Origin of the sequence: Methylocystis sp. SB2, from assembly GCF_049817085.1 — a bacterium.
Taxonomy (GTDB): Bacteria; Pseudomonadota; Alphaproteobacteria; order Rhizobiales; family Beijerinckiaceae; genus Methylocystis; species Methylocystis rosea.
Genome location: NZ_CP187401.1, coordinates 1,876,215 through 1,896,838 on the forward strand (window position 1 = coordinate 1,876,215; position 20,624 = coordinate 1,896,838).

Annotated in this window: 18 protein-coding genes and 1 tRNA gene; 7 read left to right on the forward strand and 12 right to left on the reverse strand. The window is 62.4% G+C overall.

Annotation, left to right across the window (positions count from 1 at the left end):
* Position 1 precedes the first annotated feature (1 nt).
* The 5 genes from ACPS74_RS09145 to ACPS74_RS09165 form a co-directional block, all read right to left on the reverse strand.
* Positions 2 to 1,231 carry an NAD(P)/FAD-dependent oxidoreductase gene (locus ACPS74_RS09145; protein WP_051381799.1) on the reverse strand — a complete coding sequence of 410 codons (1,230 nt, stop codon included), beginning with the start codon at positions 1,229 to 1,231 and terminating at the stop codon, positions 2 to 4.
* A 327-nt stretch (positions 1,232 to 1,558) separates the two neighbouring features.
* Complete coding sequence (locus tag ACPS74_RS09150) at positions 1,559 to 2,707, reverse strand: CmpA/NrtA family ABC transporter substrate-binding protein (RefSeq protein WP_029651120.1); 1,149 nt, start codon at positions 2,705 to 2,707, stop codon at positions 1,559 to 1,561.
* The gene (locus tag ACPS74_RS09155; RefSeq protein WP_029651121.1) at positions 2,704 to 3,276 is read right to left on the reverse strand and encodes an ANTAR domain-containing response regulator; all 573 of its coding nucleotides are present in this window, start codon (positions 3,274 to 3,276) and stop codon (positions 2,704 to 2,706) included. Before ACPS74_RS09155 ends, ACPS74_RS09150 begins: the two co-directional genes overlap by 4 nt.
* A gap of 97 nt (positions 3,277 to 3,373) precedes the next feature.
* Positions 3,374 to 4,582 (reverse strand): hypothetical protein, encoded by a 1,209-nt coding sequence (locus tag ACPS74_RS09160; protein ID WP_036241944.1) that lies wholly within the window; start codon positions 4,580 to 4,582, stop codon positions 3,374 to 3,376.
* Positions 4,583 to 5,514: 932 nt separating this feature from the next.
* Complete coding sequence (locus tag ACPS74_RS09165; RefSeq protein WP_239753731.1) at positions 5,515 to 5,829, reverse strand: hypothetical protein; 315 nt, start codon at positions 5,827 to 5,829, stop codon at positions 5,515 to 5,517.
* On the opposite strand from ACPS74_RS09165, the gene kdpA reads away from it, so the two are divergent.
* The 5 genes from kdpA (at position 5,819) to ACPS74_RS09190 (ending at position 13,616) form a co-directional block, all read left to right on the forward strand.
* The gene (gene kdpA, locus ACPS74_RS09170; RefSeq protein WP_029651124.1) at positions 5,819 to 7,528 is read left to right on the forward strand and encodes a potassium-transporting ATPase subunit KdpA; all 1,710 of its coding nucleotides are present in this window, start codon (positions 5,819 to 5,821) and stop codon (positions 7,526 to 7,528) included. The genes ACPS74_RS09165 and kdpA overlap by 11 nt on opposite strands.
* Before the next feature lie 12 nt (positions 7,529 to 7,540).
* The gene (gene kdpB, locus ACPS74_RS09175; RefSeq protein ID WP_029651125.1) at positions 7,541 to 9,589 is read left to right on the forward strand and encodes a potassium-transporting ATPase subunit KdpB; all 2,049 of its coding nucleotides are present in this window, start codon (positions 7,541 to 7,543) and stop codon (positions 9,587 to 9,589) included.
* Between the two features lie 11 nt (positions 9,590 to 9,600).
* Complete coding sequence (gene kdpC, locus ACPS74_RS09180) at positions 9,601 to 10,200, forward strand: potassium-transporting ATPase subunit KdpC (RefSeq protein ID WP_029651126.1); 600 nt, start codon at positions 9,601 to 9,603, stop codon at positions 10,198 to 10,200.
* 117 nt (positions 10,201 to 10,317) lie between these two features.
* Positions 10,318 to 12,927 carry an ATP-binding protein gene (locus tag ACPS74_RS09185; protein WP_425622372.1) on the forward strand — a complete coding sequence of 870 codons (2,610 nt, stop codon included), beginning with the start codon at positions 10,318 to 10,320 and terminating at the stop codon, positions 12,925 to 12,927.
* Entirely contained in the window at positions 12,924 to 13,616 is a 693-nt protein-coding gene (locus ACPS74_RS09190) for a response regulator (RefSeq protein WP_029651128.1), read from the forward strand. Before ACPS74_RS09185 ends, ACPS74_RS09190 begins: the two co-directional genes overlap by 4 nt.
* 154 nt (positions 13,617 to 13,770) lie before the next feature.
* Here the strand turns inward: ACPS74_RS09190 and ACPS74_RS09195 are convergent.
* Positions 13,771 to 13,855: transfer RNA gene (locus ACPS74_RS09195), tRNA-Leu, on the reverse strand.
* Between the two features lie 183 nt (positions 13,856 to 14,038).
* Between ACPS74_RS09195 and ACPS74_RS09200 the strand changes: the two genes are divergently transcribed.
* On the forward strand, positions 14,039 to 15,070 hold the full coding sequence (locus ACPS74_RS09200; protein ID WP_029651129.1) for a complex I NDUFA9 subunit family protein: 1,032 nt from the start codon (positions 14,039 to 14,041) through the stop codon (positions 15,068 to 15,070).
* A 17-nt stretch (positions 15,071 to 15,087) separates the two neighbouring features.
* Here ACPS74_RS09200 and ACPS74_RS09205 read toward each other — a convergent pair whose 3' ends face one another.
* From ACPS74_RS09205 to ACPS74_RS09225, 5 genes are all read right to left on the reverse strand, one after another.
* Positions 15,088 to 15,792, reverse strand: a complete 705-nt coding sequence (locus ACPS74_RS09205) for a sulfate transporter family protein (RefSeq protein ID WP_029651130.1) — start codon at positions 15,790 to 15,792, stop codon at positions 15,088 to 15,090.
* 128 nt (positions 15,793 to 15,920) lie between these two features.
* A complete protein-coding gene (locus tag ACPS74_RS09210; protein ID WP_029651131.1) occupies positions 15,921 to 16,508 on the reverse strand; it encodes an SRPBCC family protein in 588 nt (195 codons plus the stop codon).
* 62 nt (positions 16,509 to 16,570) lie between these two features.
* Positions 16,571 to 17,257: a 4'-phosphopantetheinyl transferase family protein gene (locus ACPS74_RS09215; protein ID WP_029651132.1), complete on the reverse strand. Its 687-nt coding sequence runs from the start codon at positions 17,255 to 17,257 to the stop codon at positions 16,571 to 16,573.
* A 38-nt stretch (positions 17,258 to 17,295) separates the two neighbouring features.
* Positions 17,296 to 18,345, reverse strand: a complete 1,050-nt coding sequence (locus ACPS74_RS09220; protein WP_029651133.1) for an NAD(P)/FAD-dependent oxidoreductase — start codon at positions 18,343 to 18,345, stop codon at positions 17,296 to 17,298.
* A 190-nt stretch (positions 18,346 to 18,535) separates the two neighbouring features.
* The gene (locus tag ACPS74_RS09225; RefSeq protein ID WP_210330768.1) at positions 18,536 to 18,925 is read right to left on the reverse strand and encodes a 2Fe-2S iron-sulfur cluster-binding protein; all 390 of its coding nucleotides are present in this window, start codon (positions 18,923 to 18,925) and stop codon (positions 18,536 to 18,538) included.
* Positions 18,926 to 19,162: 237 nt separating this feature from the next.
* Here ACPS74_RS09225 and ACPS74_RS09230 point away from each other — a divergent pair, with 237 nt between their 5' ends.
* A complete protein-coding gene (locus ACPS74_RS09230) occupies positions 19,163 to 19,969 on the forward strand; it encodes a methyltransferase domain-containing protein (protein WP_029651134.1) in 807 nt (268 codons plus the stop codon).
* A gap of 23 nt (positions 19,970 to 19,992) precedes the next feature.
* On the opposite strand, the gene ACPS74_RS09235 is transcribed toward ACPS74_RS09230, so the two are convergent.
* On the reverse strand, positions 19,993 to 20,589 hold the full coding sequence (locus ACPS74_RS09235) for an ABC-type transport auxiliary lipoprotein family protein (RefSeq protein ID WP_029651135.1): 597 nt from the start codon (positions 20,587 to 20,589) through the stop codon (positions 19,993 to 19,995).
* Positions 20,590 to 20,624 lie beyond the last annotated feature (35 nt).

Consider the following 20,624-nt stretch of genomic DNA (forward strand, 5'->3'; position numbering starts at 1 on the left):
TTCAGGCGGCCTCTTGCATCGGCGCGCCGAACATCAATTCGTCGCACAGAGACGAAACTTTCGCGCCGGAGCGGATGAGATCGAGAAGATCGGCGGCGCCGCTCGTGTCTCCAATCAGGATCGCGCCCACCAGCCTGTCGTCGCGCACGACAAGCTTGCGATAGAGGCCCATGCGCGGGTCCTTGCAGACGATACGGCGCGTATCGCCTTCGCCGAGATAATCGCCGGCCGAGAAAACGCGCACGCCGGAGACTTTCAGATTGGTGGAGACGACGCTGCCGCCATAGGAGGCGTCTTGTCCGGCGAGCCGCATGGCGAGAACGCGTCCCTGCTCATAGGCGGGCTCGACGAGGCCGTAACAGACGCCGCGATGTTCGGCGCATTCGCCGATGGCGAAAACGCCTGGTTCATTCGTCTCGAGGCGGTCGTCGACGATGACGCCACGCCTGACGTCGAGACCCGCCTGTCGCGCGAGATCGGCGTTGGGCTGAATGCCGACGGCGAAAATCACGGCGTCGGCCGGAATCGTTTGTCCTTCGGCGAACTCTACATTCTCGACTCGGCCAGAGCCGCTGATGCGCGTCGCATTGGCGTTGAAAAGCACACGCACGCCTTTTTCTTCGACGAGGCGGCGCAGGATGTCGGCGCCGGCCGCATCGAGTTGGCGCTCCATCAGCCGGTCCATGACATGAGCGAGCGTTACGTCGACTCCGCGTCGCGCAAGGCCATAGGCGGCTTCGAGTCCGAGAAGGCCGCCGCCGATGACGAGCGCGCGCATCTCCTTTCCCAGTCGCGACAGCGCCTCGACATCCTGCACGTCGCGAAACACGTGAACGCCCGGAAGATCGGCGCCTTCGATCGGCAGCCTTGCCGCGCGCGAACCCGTGGCGAGCACGAGTTTCGAGTACTCGACGCTCTCGCCAGTATCGAGAAGGAGGCGCCGCGCCGCGGCGTCGATCTTGATGACCTTGCGACCGCTCAGAACCTCAACGCCGGCGACGCGCCACCATTGTGCTGGCTTGAGCTCGATGTCATCGATCGACACTTCCCCGGCGAGCACCGAAGACAGCAACACGCGATTATAGGCAAGTCGCGGTTCGTCTCCGATCACGAGAATGTCGTATCGATCCGGCGCCCGCTTCGTCAGCTCCTCGACGAAACGCGTCGCCGCCATGCCGGTGCCGACGACGACAAGCTTCTCGCGACTTTTACAATCCTGCAATCCAGTCATGTGTCGACTCTGCTGAACGGCCGAACGGTCCGGTCACAGGTCGCTTTGCCTTACGGGTGATGAGAACGGGCAAGACGACCAAAGCGCGACGCAAATTGCGAAATCGCTTTTGTGACGGAGCCCGACTTTGGGCTCGTTCCGGCGGACCGGCGGTCGTCGTTGACCGATGAGCTGATTGCACATTTCGGGCCAGAGGCGCCGGCGTGGTTTTTCCCAAGGAATGCGGGCGGTTCACGCTGCCCAACGGCGGCAGGCGACATTTTACGGCGCCGAATGCTTAGGCGCGAGGCGCCTAACGGCTGGCGCTTTTGAACAGAGGTTCAGCGCTCACAGGCGCTGTCCGATATCGAAGCCGGCGAGATAAGCTTCATAGCTGCGGTCGTCGAACGACGGTCCCGCAAAGGCCCCGATGTCGCGCTGAACATGCGGCCCATCGATCGCGGCGTCGAAAAGATCCGGGCGCAGGACGCTCTTCGCGCGCTCTGCCATCTCTGGCGAATGGCGCGTCTGCCCCCAGCGCAGCATCTGCGCATAGATCCATTCGGCTTGCCGCGGATCCGGCCGCATGGCGCCGTCTCGTCCAATGATCAGGTAATTGGCGTCGCTTCGTTCGTCGCGCGCCTTAACGCGCAAATGGCCGGTGAGCACGCGGCCGATGATCTCGGCGTCGACGCCGACATATTCTGGGCGCGAGAGAATTTGCGAAACCTCGCCCAGGTTTTGCGGCGCGTCGACGAAGGCGGCCCCCCTGTCGAGCGCGCGGATCAGCGCCGCAACAAGATCAGGATTATCGTTGGCGAAGCTCTCGCGCAGAGCGAGGACTTTCTCTGGCGCGCACGCGAAAATCTCGCAGCCGAAATGCAGAATGACCCCAACGCCGGCGTCGACCGCGACAGAACTCCAAGGCGCGCCGACGCAAAAACCGTCGAGCTGACCGCGCGTCAGATTTTCCACCATGTAGGGCGGCGGCAGCGCGATCAGCCGCAGGTCTTCATCCGGATCGACGCCGCCTTCCGCCATCCAGTAGCGCAGCTGATAATTGTGCATGGAAAAGGGAAAGGTCATGCCAAAGGTCAGAGGCTCACGACTCTCGGCCCTTCGCCGCGCGACGAGCTTCGCCAGCGCACGGGCGGTTTGCGCCGGATGCGCGACCTCGCCTTCGGCGGCCAGTTCAGAATATAGCGCTGTGGACACCGCGATCGCATTACCGTTCATCGCGAGGTTCATCGGCGCGACAAGCGGGACGCGCACATGGCCCAGTCCGAGCGTGGAGGCGACCGCCATCGGCGCCAGAAGATGCGCCGCATCGAAACGGCCAATGGCGAGCTTGTCTCTAATATTCGCCCAGGACGCTTCGCGGATCAGTTCGACGTCGAGACCTTCCGCCTTGGCGAATCCCTTATGCGCGGCGATCAACAGGGCGGCGGCGTCGACGAGCGGAATGAAGCCGATTTTCACATGCGCTTCGCCGGTCATTTAAACATCTCCGCCGCAGTGATGACCGAGCGTGCAATTTCGATAATCTTTTTGTTTTCGCGCATGGCGGCGCCGCGCATCAATTTGTAGGCGTCTTCTTCGGACAGCTTCTTAGCCTTCATCAATATGCCTTTAGCGCGTTCGATCGTCTTGCGCTCCTCAAGATCGGATTTGGCCTGTTCGAGTTCATCCTGAAGCTTCGAGAAGGCATTGAACCGCGACACGCACAGATCGAGGATCGATTTGATGCGCTCCTTTTTCAACCCGTCGACGATATAGGCCGACACCCCAGCGTCGACCGAGGCCTGAATCGACGCCGTGTCGCTCTGATCGACGAACATGGCGATCGGCCGACGCACCGCGCGACTGACCTGAAACATTTGCTCAAGCGTATCGCGCGAAGGATTCTCGAGATCAATCAGGATCACGTCAGGGTCGCTGGCGTAGATGTGCTTCAGCAGATTGTGCATCTCGCTGATGCGCTCGACCTCTGTGAAGCCGGCGTCACGCAGTCCCTCCTCGAGGATCAGCGAGCGAATGGGGCTTTCGTCGACAATGACGATCTTCAATTCACGGCGTCCAGTGAGCGCATGTATGGGTCGCGCCAGCGGGGGCGCATCGCCGTCAGTCTCCGCGATCCGCCCGCCGGGCCGCGACCAACGCACGTTATATCTTGAAGCGCAACGACATGCCCGCCTGCCAGTTCTTCATGATCTGCGGACCGTTGAGATTCTGATAGACGGGCATGCCGGCCTCCACCGCGACCGTCGCATTTTCGTAGCCGATAAATTTGCCGCTGATCGTCGCGCCGCCGAAGACTTCGACCCGCTGGCCGCCATAGAAGGCCGGATTGGCCGGCACAGCGGGGCCGCGGATTTCCGGATCGAAGCCGCGAATCGGTCCCTGCGTCGAACCGCTCAAGCGGAAGGTGGTGGTGAGCCCGGGCGTCCAGGTGTAGCCGCCCCAGGCGTTGAATTCATGCAGATCGCCCCAGCGGTAGCCCCCGGAAGGGTTGGGACCGAACGGGAAGCGCAGGCGATATTCGAGCAGATAGTCCCAGGAATAGCCCAGTGTATTTGCGGCCAGAGGGAAGCGCCCGCGATAGCCAAGGCCCCACGACCACGGTCCCAGATAGCCTGCATAGACGATGCCCGGCAGGAAATCGAACGTGCCCGTGCCGGGTTGCATGCCATAGAATCCTCGGATGTTGCGGCGGGTTCCGTCGGGCAGGAGAAAGTCCTTGAACGTGGCCGTGTAGCTGCCAGCGGGCAAGGAGACGCCAAGAGAGAGCTGGATGCGGTGGACGTCGTCCTGATAGATGCGATAGACGCCCGACAACGTGACGTCGGCAAGGCTCGTCGTTCCAGGCAAACTCCTGCCGAGCGGCAGAATGCCGGACGCGCCCTTGAAGGTTAGGGCGTTGAGATTTTTCTCGATCATGCCGGCCGTTAGACAAAGCGCGAAATCTTTGGTGACGCCATAATTCAGGCCGACAATTTGCGTCGCGACCGCAATGTTTTGCGGGATGATGCGCACCGTTTGTCTGGGATTGAGAAAGAACGGCACCGTCGTGACGATATATTCGTTGGAGACCGTGCGCGTTCCCATCTTGATGCCCGACAGATTAGCGAAGACGGGCGTAATGGAGAGAATGAGTTTGCCGGCGGCAGGCATATCGGCGCCGAACACCCCCATGGGCGCCGGCGGCGGCGGAGGCGGCGCGGCCGGCGCTAGAGATGGCGGCGTCGCTTGAACTTGTATCGCGGTCGCCTCGGACGGCGCGTTCTTGCGGGGCGCGGCGTTCGCCGCAGTCGCGACGAGCGCGGCCGCCACGACTATCGATCTTGCGCCACGCCATGGCGGCTGTCGGCGCATCGATCGCTGGGACTGTGCTCTCTTCATAGCCAACCTCATCTGCATCTCGCCTGCGCGCGCCCCAGAAACGAAAAAAGCCGCTGCCTGAACGCCTGCGAGGCAGACGTTCAGGACAGCGGCAATGCTGGGGGACCCTTCTTTGGGCCGGGTGACGTCGCAAGCGACGCCCTCGCGCCAAGTGATGCAATCGCGGCGCCACCTACAGCGAGGCTGTATGGCGCGCGTCGCTGAGCCACTCTGGACGCCAGGCTTTTGCAGGGGTTCGCGCTTGCACGCGCGCGCTTGCGAAACATTCACGAGGAATTATTCGCGTCGCGCGCTTGCTTGCGAGGCGGCAACGAACGCCGAAAAAATTTGCATTCTGCCGTCATCGACGACAGCCGCTTTGTCCTTGTAGCCGCGTTTGCCGTGATGATGCGGCCTTCGACATGTCTTCCGTCCGACGTCCATGTTTGGACAGGGAGGACGCAATGAGAGGATGTGAAACTTTTCTCGCGGCCGCCTCAGAGCGCCGGGCGCCGATCCTGCCGTCGCCCCTTCGGGGACCGACGACGAGGCCGGTGGATTTCCGCCGACGGAGGAGGAGCGTGCGCTCGCAGCCGAGAAACCCGCCGGCGAGCCGCAGGCGCCGTCCAAGAAGTAGCTGCCTCCTTTAGGCGCCGCCGGACGCGCGAACGACTCGCGAAGGATTAATCGCACCGGGTCAGCATTCGCCCAGTAGGCGCGGTCCAGACCACTCGCCGCGCCCGTTCGGACGACACAGATGTGAGCGCAGTCCGACGACGATCTAAAATCCTAATAGCGCCCTTACATCATTCGCGCGCAAATTGCGGTTCGTGGTTCTCGTTTGACGAAGCACCAAGGCGAGAACGCGACATTAAAGTGAGATGCGCTCATGCCTCTATCCCTCATAGGCTTAGGCGTCGCGGCCTTTATCTTTGTGATCGCGAACAATCTGGTTCACGAGATGCGCGCGCGGCGTGCGCGCATTGATTCACGGCGCCAGTAAGCGCGGAGAGGAACACATGCTCGATCTTCTGTACGTTGGCCTCGGTCTTTTCCTGTTTGCGGTCGTTGGCGCCTATGCGCGGGCCTGCGGGCGCCTTTAGGAGAACCGCATGTTTGAACCTGTCATCGGACTGATCGTCGCCGTTCTTCTCGGCGCCTATCTCGCCTATACGCTGCTCCATCCCGAAAAATTCTAAAGGGAGGCTCGGCATATGCCGGGCGTTCGCCATGACTTCCATTGGGCTGGCGCAAATCGCCATCGTCCTGCTTGCCGTTATTGTCGCCGCTCTTCCGCTCGGCAATTACATCGCCGCCGTCTTAGCCGGCGAGCGCAGCCTGCTCTCTCCCGTGCTCTCACCTATTGAGCGCGTCTTCTACAGACTCGCCGGCATTGATCCTGCGCGCGAGCAAAACTGGCTTGCCTACACGATGGCGATGCTGGCCTTCAGCGTCGTTGGATTTGCGTCGCTCTACGCCCTGCAGCGGCTCCAGGCCTATCTGCCGCTCAATCCTCAGGGCTTTAGCGGGGTTCCCGCCGATCTCGCCTTCAACACGTCGATGAGCTTCGTCACCAACACGAACTGGCAGAACTACAGCGGCGAGTCGACCATGAGTCACTTGACGCAGATGCTCGGCCTCACCGTGCACAATTTTGTGTCCGCTGCGACCGGCCTTGCGATGGCGTTTGCGCTGGTGCGCGGTTTCTCGCGCGCCGAATCGCCGACCATCGGCAATTTCTGGGTCGACCTCACCCGATCGGCGCTTTACGTGCTCCTGCCGCTCTCGATCGTCGTCGCGCTCGCCCTCGTCGCTCTCGGCGTGCCGCAGACGCTTCAGGGTTCGGTCGAAGCGACGACGCTGGAGGGCGCCAGGCAGACGCTCGCCATAGGCCCTGTCGCCAGCCAGGAGGCGATCAAGGAGCTCGGCACCAATGGCGGCGGCTTCTTCAACGCCAATTCCGCGCATCCTTTCGAGAGCCCGAACGCCCTTTCCAACATGCTCGAAATCTGGGCTCTGCTTGTCATCCCCTTCGCCACGGCCTTCGCCTTTGGGCGCGCGGTCTTCGACTATCGACAAGGTCGCGCGATCGCCATCACGATGATGATCGTGCTCGTCGCGGGCGTATCAGTCGCTTACTGGGCCGAGGCAGGCGGCAATCCGTTGCTAACCGAGATCGGCGTCGATCCGTCGCCCGGCAATATGGAAGGCAAGGAGGTCCGCTTCGGCCCTGCGATGAGCGCGCTATTTGCGACGGCCACGACGGGCACCAGCACTGGCGCGGTCAACTCCATGCACGATTCCTTCATGCCGCTCGGCGGTCTCGTGCCCTTGTTCAACATGCTCATGGGCAGCATCGCGCCGGGCGGCGTCGGCGCCGGCCTCTATGGATTCCTGGTGCTGGCGATCATCGCCGTTTTCATCGCCGGCCTTATGGTCGGCCGCACGCCGGAGTATCTTGGCAAGAAGATCGAGACGCGCGAGATGAAACTCGCGATGCTGGCGGTGCTGATCTATCCGCTCAGCGTTCTTGCCTTCACGGGCGTTTCGGTCATGCTTCAGACCGGTCTCGCCAGTCTCAACAATGCCGGCCCGCACGGGCTTTCCGAAATCCTTTACGCATTCGCTTCGGCGACGGACAACAACGGATCGGCTTTCGCGGGGCTGACGGGCAACACGCCTTGGTACAACACGACGCTCGGCGTCGCGATGCTGCTCGGACGCTTCGCCTTCGTCATTCCCGTATTGGCGATCGCCGGCGCGTTCGCAGCGAAAAAGAAGGGCGCTGCTTCAGTTGGCACCTTCCCGACGCATGGGCCGCTCTTCATCGGCCTGCTGCTCGGCGTCATCGTCGTCCTCTATCTGCTGCAATATTTTCCGGCGCTCGCGCTCGGCCCGATCGTCGAGCATTTCGCGCTGCTTGCAGGAAAAACCTTCTAAGGAGCATGTCAGATGTCGCATAAAGTGGCCGCTCCCGGTCTGTTCGACGCCGCGATCACAAAGCGCGCCGCCGTCGACGCCTTCAAGAAGCTCGATCCGAGACGCCTTGCGCGCAATCCAGTGATCTTCGTCACGGAAGCCGTGTCGGCGGTGGTCACAGCGTTCTTTGTGCGCGATCTCCTCGCGCAGAACGGCGCCGCCTTTTTCTCTGGCCAGATCGCCGCCTGGCTGTGGTTCACCGTGCTCTTCGCCAATTTCGCCGAAGCGGTGGCGGAGGGACGCGGAAAGGCCCAGGCGGACGCCTTGCGCAGGACGCGCAGCGATTCGCACGCCAAACGGTTGATTGATCCGCAAGACAAGAGCGGGATGAAGGACGTCTATGAAGGCGTCTCTGCGCTCGATCTCAGGCTCGGCGACGTCGTGCTGGTTGAAGCGGGCGACCTCATCCCCGGCGACGGCGAAGTGATCGAAGGCGTCGCCTCGGTCAACGAGTCGGCGATCACAGGCGAGTCCGCGCCGGTCATCCGTGAGGCGGGAGGCGACCGGTCGGCCGTGACCGGCGGCACGACGGTTCTCTCCGACTGGATCAAGGTGAAGATCACCGCCGCGCCGGGTTCAACCTTCATCGATCGGATGATCGCGCTCGTCGAGGGCGCCCAGCGGCAGAAAACGCCGAACGAACTCGCGCTATCGATTCTCCTGTCGGGCCTCACGATTATTTTCTTGATCGTCTGCGTGACGCTTTGGCCGCTCGCGATCTACTCTGGCGCGGCGATTTCGGTCACCGTGCTGATCGCGCTGCTCGTCTGTCTGATCCCGACGACGATCGGCGGACTCTTGTCAGCGATCGGCATCGCCGGCATGGACCGGCTGATCCGCTTCAACGTCGTCGCCACCTCCGGTCGCGCCGTGGAGGCGGCGGGCGACGTCGACACGCTGCTTCTCGACAAGACCGGCACCATCACTTTCGGGAATCGCATGGCGGACGAATTCATTCCTGTCGAGGGCGTCTCGGAGCATGCGTTTGGCGAAGCCGCTCTGCTTGCTTCGCTCGCGGATGAAACGCCGGAGGGCCGCTCAATAGTCGCTCTGGCCAAAAGCGCGCTTGGCTTTTCGACGCCCGACCTCGGCCAGGAAGCGAAGATCGTTCCCTTTTCCGCGCACACGCGCATTTCGGGGGTCGATCTTCCTGGACGCACGCTACGCAAGGGCGCCGTCGACGCCGTCGCGGCGCAAGTCAAGTCCGTTCCTGTCGATTTCGAACGCGCCGTCGAACGGATTTCGCGCGCCGGCGGCACGCCTCTGGCCGTTTCAGAAAACGGCAGGCTGCTCGGCGTGATTCATCTCAAAGACATCATCAAGCCCGACATCAAATCGCGCTTTGCCGCCTTGCGCGCCATGGGCATCAAGACGGTGATGGTCACCGGCGACAATCCGGTCACCGCTGCGGCGATCGCCGGAGAAGCGGGAGTCGATGACTTCATCGCGCAAGCCAAGCCCGAGGATAAACTCGCCTATATCCGTAAGGAGCAGCAGGGCGGCCGCCTGATCGCCATGTGCGGCGACGGCACCAATGACGCGCCGGCGCTCGCTCAAGCGGACGTTGGCGTCGCCATGCAGACCGGCACCCAGGCGGCGCGCGAAGCCGGCAATATGGTCGACCTCGACAGCGATCCGACGAAACTCATCGAGATCGTCGCGATCGGCAAGCAGCTGCTGATGACGCGCGGGTCGCTGACGACCTTCTCGATCGCCAATGACGTCGCCAAATATTTCGCGATCATTCCGGCGCTGTTTGTCGTCGCCTATCCCGAACTGGAGGCGATCAACATTATGAAGCTCGCCTCGCCGCAGTCGGCCATCCTCTCGGCGGTGATCTTCAACGCGCTCATCATTATCGCGCTCATCCCGCTCGCGCTGAAGGGCGTCCCGTACCGGCCTGTGGGCGCCGCCGCTTTGTTGCGACGAAATCTGCTGATCTATGGGCTCGGCGGTCTGATCGCGCCCTTCATCGGCATCAAGCTTATCGATCTCGCCGTCTCGGCCGTTCATCTCGCATAAGGAGCCCTCAGATGCTCTCCCAAATTCGTCCGGCGGTCGTCATGATCGTTCTCCTCACCGCGCTGACCGGAATCGTCTATCCGCTCGCGATCACCGGCGTTGCGCAACTCGCCCTGCCGGCACAGGCCAATGGAAGCGTGATCGAACGCGATGGAACAGTGATCGGCTCGTCGCTGATCGGACAGAACTTTGCCTCCGACCGCTATTTTCACGGCCGGCCTTCGGCGACGACAGGCCCCGACCCAGCTGATCCTTCGAAATCCATCGACGCGCCCTACAACGCATCGAACTCGATGGGCTCCAATCTCGGGCCGACGTCGAAGAAGCTTGTCGACCGCGTCAATGCGACGATCGAGTCGGAATTCGCCGCCGGCCGCGTCGACGTCGTCGCCGCCGACGCCGCGACGACATCCGCCTCCGGCCTCGATCCGCATATTTCGCCGCAGTTCGCGCTGGCGCAGGCGGGAGCCGTCGCCAAGGCGCGCAATCTCAGTGAATCGCAAGTGCGCGCCGTTGTCGAAGCGAATCTCGAAGGGCGCGTTCTTGGCGTGATCGGCGAGCCGCGTGTAAATGTGCTCTTGCTGAATTTGGCTCTTGATCGCTTACAATAGAGGTGACGCCCGAGAAGGTAGACGTCTTTGGCCCGCGACGACGGAGACTTCGACCGCCGACCCGACCCCGATGCCCTCCTTGCCCTGAGCGACAAGGAGAGCAAAGGGAAGCTTTGCGTGTTCCTTGGCGCCGCGCCCGGCGTCGGAAAAACCTACGCGATGCTGGCGCGCGCGCAAACGGCCAAGACTGAGGGCGTCGATGTTGTCGTAGGCGTGGCTGAGACGCACGGCCGGCTCGAAACACAAGCGCTCCTCAACGGTCTTGAGACGCTGCCACGTCGCAAATGCGAATACCGCGGTCGGATCATCGAGGAATTCGACATAGACGCGGCGCTGGCGCGAAAGCCTCAGCTCATCCTCATCGACGAACTCGCGCACACCAACGCGCCCGATAGCCGGCACCCCAAACGCTGGCAGGATGTCGAAGAGCTGCTCGACGCCGGGATCGACGTCTGGACGACGCTCAATGTCCAGCATCTTGAAAGCCTCGCCGACGTCGTGTCCCGCGTTACCGGCGTCGCGGTGCGAGAGACCGTTCCGGATCGAGTCCTGCAGAAGGCTGCGGACGTTATTCTCGTCGACGTCACGCCAGACGAACTGCTCCAGAGACTGAAGGACGGCAAGGTCTATGTTCCCGAGACCGCGAAGCGCGCGACGCAGAATTTTTTCACGCCGCGCAATCTCACCGCCTTGCGCGAACTTGCGCTGCGGCGAACGGCAGAACGCGTCGACGACCAAATGGTCGATTTCCTTCGCCAGGGGGCGATCGAAGGCCCCTGGGCGACGGCGGAACGCTTACTGGTTTGCGTTGGCCGCGATGCGAAATCCGAGGCCGTGGTTCGCGCCGGCGCACGACTGGCGACAGGCCTCAACGCGACATGGATCGCGCTTTATGTCGAGCGCGCCGGCCAGGAGGAGCGATCCGCCGAGGTCGTGCGAAATGTTGATCAAGCGTTGCGGCTGGCGGAGCGGCTTGGCGCCGAGATCGAGCGTGTCTCGGGAGACGATCTCGCTGGCGAAGTGCTGCGTTTTGCAAGACGCGAAAATATTACGCAGATTGTGCTCGGCCGTTCGCCAGCTCGGCCCTTCGCCCGACTCATGCGACGTTCCCTGACCGACGAAATTCTTCGGCAATCGACGGATATCGCGGTTCACGTCGTCGTCCAGGAGGATGGCGCGCTTCAAGCCAGACGCGCGACGAAATTGCCGACCCTGTCAGAGACGTGGCGTGGGGTCGGCGGCGCCGCAATGTCGGTCACGATTACGGTGATGGTTGGATATGTGCTCGACCGCTGGCTCGGTCTTGCCAATCCCTCGGTGATCTTCCTCCTTCCGGTCGTGCTTTGCGCCGTCGGCTTGGGGATGTGGTCCGCGATCATGGCCGCGGTTCTTTCCTTTCTCGCCTGCGACTTTTTCTTTTTCAATCCGCGCTACGAACTCACCATTTCCCAACCGCAGGAATTTCTTTCACTCCTTGTCGCGCTGGTCGTCGCCGTCATTACGGCAATGCTCGCGAGCAAGATGCGCAACTATGCGCAGAACATGCGCCAGCGGTCTCAGGCGATGCAGTCGCTGTTTGAATTTTCTCGCAAGCTTTCGACGATAACGACGCTCGACGACATTCTCTGGGTGTCGGCTTCTCAAATTCAGAAAGCTGGCAGCGTATCCTGCGTTGTGCTGCTGATGCCGGAAGAGACCGGTTTGAGACTGGCTGCCGCCTGGCCGCCGGTCGATCAAATGGACGCCGGCGAACTCGCCGCCGCGCGATGGGCGCTGGAGAAAGCCGAGCCCGCCGGATGGCGGACGGATACGCTGCCGAATGTGCGTTTCCAATTCCGCCCTCTCACGACGGCGCGCGGCGTCGTCGCCGTTTGCGGGATCGAGCCCAAGACGCCTCAGGAACCGTTCTCGGCTGCGACGGAAAGCACGATTGCGGCGCTGATTGAACAAACGGCGATTGCGATCGACCGATCGATGCTCGTCGGCGACTCGGTCAAGGCGGCGGCTCTCGAAGAGAATGAAAAACTGCGGACGATTCTGCTGTCCGCCCTCTCGCATGATCTCCGCACGCCGCTCACGTCGATCACCGGCGCAGTGACGAGCCTGCGCGAGCTTGGCGAGAAGCTTTCGCCCGAAGATCGCAAAGACCTTCTCCTCTCGATCGAGGAAGAGGCCGGACGTCTATCGCGCTTCATCGCCAATCTGCTGGACATGTCGCGTATCGAGTCCGGCGGTCTGTCGCCGCGCAGCGATCTCGTCAATGTGGCCGACGTCATCCGCAACGTCCTGGAAAGATCTCGAAAAACGTTCTCCGGAAAAGACACGTCAATCAGCATCGCGCCGGACTTGCCGCCTATCCGAGGCGACGCCAATCTCCTGGGTCAGGTATTGTTCAACTTGATCGACAATGCGCATAAATATGGCGGCCCGACCGGCGTGATTATTCATGCGCGGCGGGAGGGCGCTGACGTGGTCATCACCGTGACGGACGAAGGGCCTGGCGTGAAGGCGGCGGACCTCGAACGCATCTTCGAAAAATTCTATCGGAGCGGGCGCGTGGATGGCCGCAAGGCTGGAACCGGGCTCGGACTCTCGATCTGTCGCGGACTCGTCAAGGCCATGGGCGGAACCATCGTCGCTCAGAGCCCTGCCGTTCGGCGACGCGGGACAAGAATCATCATGCGCTTCCCTGCCGCAAGCCTGTCGAAGCAGGGTGTTGCGGCATGAGCGGCGAGAGCGTTCTTGTTGTTGACGATGAACCTCAAATACAGCGCGTGTTGCGGCCGTCGCTGACGGCGAGCGGCTACGAGGTCATAGAAGCGGCGACAGGCCGCGAGGCGCTGGCCGCCGTATCGGCCAATTCACCCGATCTCATCATCCTCGATCTCGGTCTTCCCGACATGGACGGCAAGGAGGTGTTGCGAAAGTTGCGAATCATCACGCGAACGCCGGTGATTGTTCTCTCGGCGCGCGATCGTGAATCGGAGAAGATTGCAGCGCTCGACCTTGGCGCCGACGACTATGTCGAGAAGCCGTTTGCGATGGGTGAGCTGCTGGCGCGCATGCGCACGGCCTTACGTCACTCGCAGGATACGGCGACCTCCGAATCCGAACGCGTCGTCGCCAACGGACTCGTCGTAGATCTGTATAAGCGAAACGTCGCGAAAAACGGCGCGCCGGTGAAACTGACGCCGAAGGAATTCGAACTCCTCGCCTTTCTCGCACGACACGCCGGCCGGCCTTTGACGCAACGAGAAATCTTGAAAGCGGTTTGGGGACCGGCGCATCAGAACGACAGCCAATATCTGCGCGTATTCATCGGCCAGCTACGGGCGAAGATCGAGGAAAACCCCGCAACGCCCACAATCATCGTAACCGAGCCCGGCGTCGGCTACCGATTTATCGAGTTCGAATAGGATGATTCTTGTCTGACCGGCTGGTATCAGCGCAATACCAACGAATAAACCAACAATCGGCAGGATACCTGCGAAGGCGTCGGGTCGCAATTTCGATAAAACTCTTTGTTTTATCGTTGGTTTCGATGATTTTCGACGACAATAGCCTTTGATTTGGTGCCCAGGAGAGGACTCGAACCTCCACGGCTTTCACCACTGGTACCTGAAACCAGCGCGTCTACCAATTCCGCCACCTGGGCTTAGAGCGCGTCTCATAGGGGCAGCGGACGCCTCGTGTCAATGCGCGCTTTATGCAAAACCACCTGGCCGCCCAGGTTGCGCAAGCGCCAGCTCGCGCATTTCCTTCGTCGTCAAATTTCGCTAGAGCCTTAGCGACCATTTTTCCGGCGGGAGCCGGCGCGGCGCAAGCGGAGCAAATCGCAATGATCGGCGACAATAACCAGACCATTGGCGAAGGACGGGTGGTGACGGTGTTCGGCGGCTCCGGCTTTGTCGGCCGCTACGTCGTCCGGGCGCTGGCGCGCGACGGCTGGCGCGTGCGCGTCGCTTGCCGGCGGCCCGACCTTGCCTTCTTTCTTCAGCCTCTCGGCCGCGTCGGCCAGGTGGTGGCGGTGCAGGCCAATGTGCGCAGTCCGGAGTCGATTGCGGCGGCCCTGCGCGGCGCCTCGGCGGTGGTTAATCTTGTCGGCATCCTTGCTGAAACCGGCGCGCAGAAATTCTCGAGCGTCCAGGCGGGCGGCGCACGCACGATCGCCGAAGCGGCAAAGACGGCCGGCATCGTCAATGTCGTGCATATTTCCGCCATCGGCGCCGATCCGCAGTCGCGTTCGGCCTATGGCCGAAGCAAGGCGGAAGGCGAAGCCGCCATGCTTGCGGAGGTTCCTGCCACGGTCATCCTGCGCCCTTCAGTGATTTTCGGGCCGGAAGATGATTTCTTCAACCGCTTCGCCACCATGGCGCGCTACTTCCCGTTCGTGCCCATCGTCGGCGCCGAGACGAAATTCCAGCCGGTCTATGTCGGCGACGTCGCCGACGCGGTGGCGATCGCGCTCGCCGGCCGCGCCAAGCCGGGCGTCGCTTATGAACTCGGCGGTCCGGAGGTCAAAAGCTTCGCGGAGATCGTCGACTATGTTCTGAAGGTGACGCAGCGCCAGCGCCGCGTCCTGAAACTCCCCTTCGGAACCGGCAAGCTTATGGCCAGCGTGACGCAGATGATGACCAAGCTGTCGCTGGGCCTTTTCCCGAAGCTCCTGCGCATGACGCGAGATCAGGTCGAATTGCTCAAGCACGACAATGTCGTCGGCGGCGCGGCGAAGGCCGACGCGCGCACGCTTCAAGGTCTCGGAATCGCCGATCCGCAATCGATCGAGTCGATCGTGCCGACCTATCTCTATCGCTTCCGCAAGGTCGGGCAGTATCAGACGCAGCGGCTAGGCGAATCCGCGTCGCGTTGACGACGTCCCGTTCTGAGCTAGTGCCCGCGGGCGGACGGCGTCGTTTCGCCACGCGGCTGTGGCGGCAGCATCCGATGGATGCGGGTCATGAAGGCGACGGCAAAGAGCGGCGTCAGCACGTTCAGCCCCGGCGTCGCGACGAAGACGGCGATGAACAGTCCGGCGACGAAGAGCCATAGCGCATGGCGACGGCGCAACGCCTCCGACTCTTGCAGGGAACGAAAGCGCGTCGCGGCGAAGAGAAAATATTCGCGCCCGAAAAGATAGGCGTTGGCGAGGAGGAAGGCCGCGGCGTTTATTCCCGGCACGAAGAGCAGCAGCAACGCAAAGAAATTGACGATCGCCGAAATTCCAGCGAAGCGCAGGCCCATGAGAATCGCCTGGGTCGCCGGAATGGCGCGACCGTGCTGTCCGGGCGGATAGAGATCCGCTTCGACGTGATCGGCGAGATCATCGAGGAATAATCCGGAAACCAGCACGGAGACGGGGGCGATGAGAAACGCCATCAGGAAGAACAATCCGGCGCCCGTCGCATAGGTCAGCGCCGTCCGGAGCCAAGGATGCTCAACCATCACGAAGGACATGGCGAGCTTATCGAGCCCCACCCAGGCGAGCGCCAGCAACAGGAACGTCATGCCCAGACTCTTGACGAGGACCGCGCGGAACGGCGGCGTCACGATCTGGCGCAGCGCCGCCAAGGCGGCCTCGAACATTTCGGTCATGCGAGTCAATCACCTGCATCAATCATGGCGCGTCGCGCCGCGGAAGTCGGATAACGCGTTACGGCCGCCATCCAGATGGCGTTTCGCAGCGCGCGACGCAAGAGCCGGGCGCGGTCGGAGGCCTGACGCTATGTGCTGAGATGCGCGCCGAGATTTTCGAGGCCTTTCTCGAACTGATCGCCGATCATCTTGTCGCGGTTGACGAAGATGTTCATCGCCCTGCTCGCGAGGCTGGCGTCGCCGGACATGCTCCAAACGACATGAGTCTTGCGCGCCGCGGCGTCGCCGCCCAAACCCAGCGTGCGCGCGAGCCAGCGACCTTTCGTCAGTTCGCCGTCGGGAACGAGAAAAAAGGTCACGTCATTAGCCGCCGCAAAGGGCTTGCGCATATCGAGCCTGAGATCCACGCGCTCGCTCGGTCGACTGTCGACGATGGTCATGCGCCCTGCGCCGACATTCTTGTCGCCGGACCATTCGAAGGCGGCGCCGGGGCCCGCTGCGGGTCCCTCATATTGGATTTCGGCGTTTGGATCGAGTTTCGCCCAGGGCGACCAAGACTGCCAATTGCGCAGATCGTTGATCGCGGCAAAAACCTGGCGCGGCGGCGCATTGATGACCGCCTCGCGCCGCACCACGAAACTATCTGGCTCGAGGTAAACGGCCAGTGCGAGCAAAGCGGCACCGTAGAACAAGACGATGAGCAACAAGCCAGTCATAAACCCCTCCGATGCGTGCGCAAGGAGAACCCGCGACACAACTAGCGCGCCGGGCTCAGGCTTCAAACGATTTGCCCCGCCCGGATCAGCGTGCTCGCGCGCGCTTCCTCGATTCGGAAATTGACGTCGTCGCCGCGCGCCGCCGCGGCGATGAAGAAACCTGCGCGCCGCCACTGCTCAACGCCGTAACTGTCGCCGGAATCGCTGCTAATGGCGAGCGGCGACAGGTTGACGACAAAGCTGTCGAGCCCGCCCGCCAACCCCCGCCCGTCGGCCTTCAGGACAGCCTCCTTGAGAGTCCAGATCGCAAAGAAAACTTCGCTCTGCGTCTCCGGATCGGATTGGGCGCGCACGATCGCCGCCTCTTCCGGCGCAAAAAAACGCTCCGCCACCTTCAGAGCGTCTCGCGGCCTGAGAAACGACTCGACGTCGACGCCGACGTCGCCTCCCGACGCGATCGCCACGGCGGCCATGCCCCGGGTATGCGACAGGCTCACGTCAAGGCCGGTGCGCGGCGACAGCAGGAAGGGCTTGCCGTGCGGCGTCGCGCCGAATCGCCACGCGGCGGGCGCAATCCCTTTCGCGCGCCCGGAAAGGCTTGCGCGCAGCAGCGCATGCGCGGCGACATAGGCGAGGCGATCCGATTCGAACGCGAAACGCGCCGCCCGCGCTGTTTCGGCTTGGTCGAGAAGCGCAACGAGCTTTGGCCATTCGTCGTCGGCGATCTTCGTGACGTCGATGAAGAACACGTCGACGACGGCGGCGGACGTCTCAGCGTCTGCCGACGTCAGGAGACCCCGAGCTTCTTTTGCAGATTGGTCGAGGACGTCGTGTATTGGAACAGAAGCTTCTTGTCGGGATAGACGTAACGATGGGCCTTCTGCGCGGCGAGCGCGACCTCGTGAAAGCCCGAAAGGATGAGCTTCAATTTGCCGGGATAAGAGTTGATGTCGCCGACGGCGAAAATGCCGGGATGACTCGTTTCGAATTTCTCGGTGTCGACGGGAATGAGGTTTTCATTGAGCTGAAGCCCCCAATCGGCGACGGGGCCAAGCTTCATGGTGAGGCCGAAGAACGGCATCAGGCGCTCGCAAGCGAGCTTCTCTACGACGCCGTCATTGCCCTTGAGGATCGCGCCCGCGAGTTCGCCATCCTCGCCTTCGACCGCGGTGATCTGGCCGAGCTTGAAGTCGATCTTGCCCGCCGCGACGAGCTCCTGCATCGCCGAGACGGAATGCGGCGCGGCGCGGAACTGATCGCGACGATGGACGAGCGTGATGCTTTTCGCCACTGGCTGCAGATTGAGCGTCCAGTCGAGCGCCGAGTCGCCGCCGCCGACGATGACGACGTTCTTGTCGCGGAAGTCCTCCATGCGGCGCACGGCGTAAAACACCGACGTCCCCTCATAGGACTCGATCTTCGGGATCGGCGGCTTCTTGGGCTGGAACGATCCTCCGCCGGCGGCGATGAAGACGACCTTCGCGTGGAAAATCTTTCCCGCGTCGGTGCTGAGGCGAAATTCCGGCTTTTCGGCCGTTCCCAGCGACACGAGCGTCTCGACCATTTCGTTGAAGTGAAAGGTCGGATGAAACGGCTCGATCTGCTTCAGGAGATTATCCGTCAGCTCCTGGCCGGTGCAGACCGGCAGGCCGGGAATGTCATAGATCGGCTTTTCGGGATAGAGTTCCGAGCACTGGCCGCCGGCGCGCGGAAGAATGTCGATGACATGCGCCTTGATGTCCAACAGGCCAAGCTCGAACACCGAAAAAAGACCCGCCGGGCCGGCGCCAATAATGACCACATCGGTTTCGATCGCGGCTTCTTTAAGCTGGTTCATCGTCAATTCCCGACTAATTCCTCAAACGCGGAAGATCGAAGACGCCGTTCGCGTCGCGTGTGCGTCGCCGGCCGGCGCTGCAGGCGCGTCTTTGCGCGGCGGCCGGCTTCAAATTTCGCCCTGCCGGTTCGTCTATCGCATTTGTCGAAAGATTCAAACCCGCTGGGGCGCAGTCTGGAAAAATTGCGCGTCAGCCCTGCTGGGCGGGGGTCGTTAAGACCAGCCCGTCGAGTTCCGGCCTTACGGTGATCTGGCAGCACAGCCGCGAATTCGGCTTCACGTCAAAGGCGAAGTCGAGCATATCCTCCTCCATCTGCGACGCCTTGCCGGTTTTTTCGGCCCACTTTTCATCGACATAGACGTGACAGGTGGCGCAAGCGCAGGCGCCTCCGCATTCCGCAGCGATCTCGGGAATGTCGTTGCGTCGGGCCGTCTCCATCACGGTGGAGCCGACCTCGCCCTCGACGGATCGGGCTTGACCCTGGGAATCGACGAAGGTGATCTTGACCTTTGTCGGCGCGCCGCCCCCCGGTTCCGCGCCATAGCGGGTCGCCGCATCCTCAAAGCTCATCTTCGCCATGACGCCTGTCTCTTCCTCATGCATGCTCGACTTTCGCGGCGCTCCCGACTGTGCTTGAAGCAGGAAAGCCACGGGCCGCTATTCTTCCGCGCGTCGTGCGGTTGCGCCGCCAGCGCTGCCCAAATTGTCGCCGTTCAGTTAGCACCCGTCCGTTTACGGCGCTAGCCCCTCCCGACGCGCGCGACCGTAGGCCACATTCGATGCAATTCAGCGGCAACCGCCGAAAGAGACGCGCAGATGACGGACATCGCTTTAGGGTTCCGGAACGCCGATGGCGCGCTACGGTCTGAGCTGACCGGCTGCCTCGATTTCATGAACGAAACGCCTTTTTTCAAGCGCTACAAGCAGGAGACTTGGGACGCGCTGCAAATATCCGGAAACAGTAAGATATTGGATGTGGCCTGCGGCGTCGGCTTCGACGTCATCGGACTCGCGCGGCGCTTCCCGCGCGCCGACGTCTTCGGGCTCGATTCGGCGCATGGCTTTCTCGGCCTGGCGCGAGAGCGGGCGCGGGGGCTTCCCAATACGCTTTTCGTCGGCGGCGACTCCCGCAACCTCCCCTTCGGCGATCGCGTGTTCGATGGCGTTCGAATCGATCGCTCCTTGCAGCACATCAGCGCCCCCATCGAGGCGCTGCGCGAAATGGTCCGGGTGACGCGCAAGGGCGGCAGAATCGTCGTCGCCGAGCCCGATTGGGGAACATATTTCGTCTACAACGGGAAACTCGAAACCGGGGCGAAGATGGCGCGACTATGGGAGAAGTCTTTCGCCAATCCTTACATCGGCCGAGAGATCGGCGTTCTGCTCCAAAAGTGCGGCGTCGAAAACATCGGCTGCAGGGGGCATGCTCTCGTCGTCAGAAGTCTCGACGCGGCGGAGATCATCTTCGACCTCACGCGCGTGACGGAGAACTGCGTGTCGGCGGGCGTCTTGACGCGAGACGAGGCGGAAGACTGGTCGAGCGCGACTAAAGCGGCGTCCCAAAGCGGCGCGTTTCTCGCGTGCCTGAACCTCATGCTGTGGGACGGTTCGATACCGGGCTGAGCGATTGCGCCCCGCCAGCGTTGCTACAATCGGGCGCGCGTCCATTGGCCGATGCGCAGCGCGATACGCGCCGCAGCGTCGCTGAGCGCCCGCACCGCTGGCGAGCCGGTGCGTTCGGGCGCTGGCGTCTCTTCGACAAAGATCCGCGCCGCCTTCGCCCGGCCGCCGCCCGAGTCGACGAGTTGGACGGAAACTTCAATGACCGCGAGATTACGGGCGAGGTCGATCTCGAAGCGCCGCACGTCCGTCTGCAGTTTTGTTTGCGCGCCAAAATTGGAAGAGGCTGAAAGACCGCACTGCTGCAGCGCTTCAATCAAGCGGCGCTGGAAAAGACGCGGCATCGGATCCGACCACTGCACGCCGGGAAGAATGGCCACGCTGTCATCGCCGGCGCGAACCACGATGCGATCTGACGAGGTCGGCGCGAGCGCAGCGGGTTCAGGCACGAAGATCGCGGGGCCGCTGCGCAAGGCGACGCTTCGCAAAGCGCCCGTCTCGGTCGTCAGATCGAACGTCTCGCGCGTCGCCTGGGCGCAGGCCGACACGAGAAACGCGACCGACACGATCGCCGCCGCCTGCGCGACCTTGCGTTGCGTCGAAGCGGACGCCTTCAGTTTCATGCCGACCCGTCGCCCCATTTCGCCCGCGCGCCCCG

What these genes read in the sequence shown, in the direction of transcription:
- ACPS74_RS09145 (WP_051381799.1), bottom strand. Translation starts at nt 1,231, where the DNA reads ATGACTGGATTGCAGGATTGTAAAAGTCGCGAGAAGCTTGTCGTCGTC.
- ACPS74_RS09150 (WP_029651120.1), bottom strand. Translation starts at nt 2,707, where the DNA reads ATGACCGGCGAAGCGCATGTGAAAATCGGCTTCATTCCGCTCGTCGAC.
- ACPS74_RS09160 (WP_036241944.1), bottom strand. Translation starts at nt 4,582, where the DNA reads ATGCGCCGACAGCCGCCATGGCGTGGCGCAAGATCGATAGTCGTGGCG.
- kdpA (WP_029651124.1), top strand. Translation starts at nt 5,819, where the DNA reads ATGACTTCCATTGGGCTGGCGCAAATCGCCATCGTCCTGCTTGCCGTT.
- ACPS74_RS09165 (WP_239753731.1), bottom strand. Translation starts at nt 5,829, where the DNA reads ATGGAAGTCATGGCGAACGCCCGGCATATGCCGAGCCTCCCTTTAGAA.
- kdpB (WP_029651125.1), top strand. Translation starts at nt 7,541, where the DNA reads ATGTCGCATAAAGTGGCCGCTCCCGGTCTGTTCGACGCCGCGATCACA.
- kdpC (WP_029651126.1), top strand. Translation starts at nt 9,601, where the DNA reads ATGCTCTCCCAAATTCGTCCGGCGGTCGTCATGATCGTTCTCCTCACC.
- ACPS74_RS09190 (WP_029651128.1), top strand. Translation starts at nt 12,924, where the DNA reads ATGAGCGGCGAGAGCGTTCTTGTTGTTGACGATGAACCTCAAATACAG.
- ACPS74_RS09200 (WP_029651129.1), top strand. Translation starts at nt 14,039, where the DNA reads ATGATCGGCGACAATAACCAGACCATTGGCGAAGGACGGGTGGTGACG.
- ACPS74_RS09205 (WP_029651130.1), bottom strand. Translation starts at nt 15,792, where the DNA reads ATGACCGAAATGTTCGAGGCCGCCTTGGCGGCGCTGCGCCAGATCGTG.
- ACPS74_RS09210 (WP_029651131.1), bottom strand. Translation starts at nt 16,508, where the DNA reads ATGACTGGCTTGTTGCTCATCGTCTTGTTCTACGGTGCCGCTTTGCTC.
- ACPS74_RS09220 (WP_029651133.1), bottom strand. Translation starts at nt 18,345, where the DNA reads ATGAACCAGCTTAAAGAAGCCGCGATCGAAACCGATGTGGTCATTATT.
- ACPS74_RS09225 (WP_210330768.1), bottom strand. Translation starts at nt 18,925, where the DNA reads ATGGCGAAGATGAGCTTTGAGGATGCGGCGACCCGCTATGGCGCGGAA.
- ACPS74_RS09230 (WP_029651134.1), top strand. Translation starts at nt 19,163, where the DNA reads ATGACGGACATCGCTTTAGGGTTCCGGAACGCCGATGGCGCGCTACGG.
- ACPS74_RS09235 (WP_029651135.1), bottom strand. Translation starts at nt 20,589, where the DNA reads ATGAAACTGAAGGCGTCCGCTTCGACGCAACGCAAGGTCGCGCAGGCG.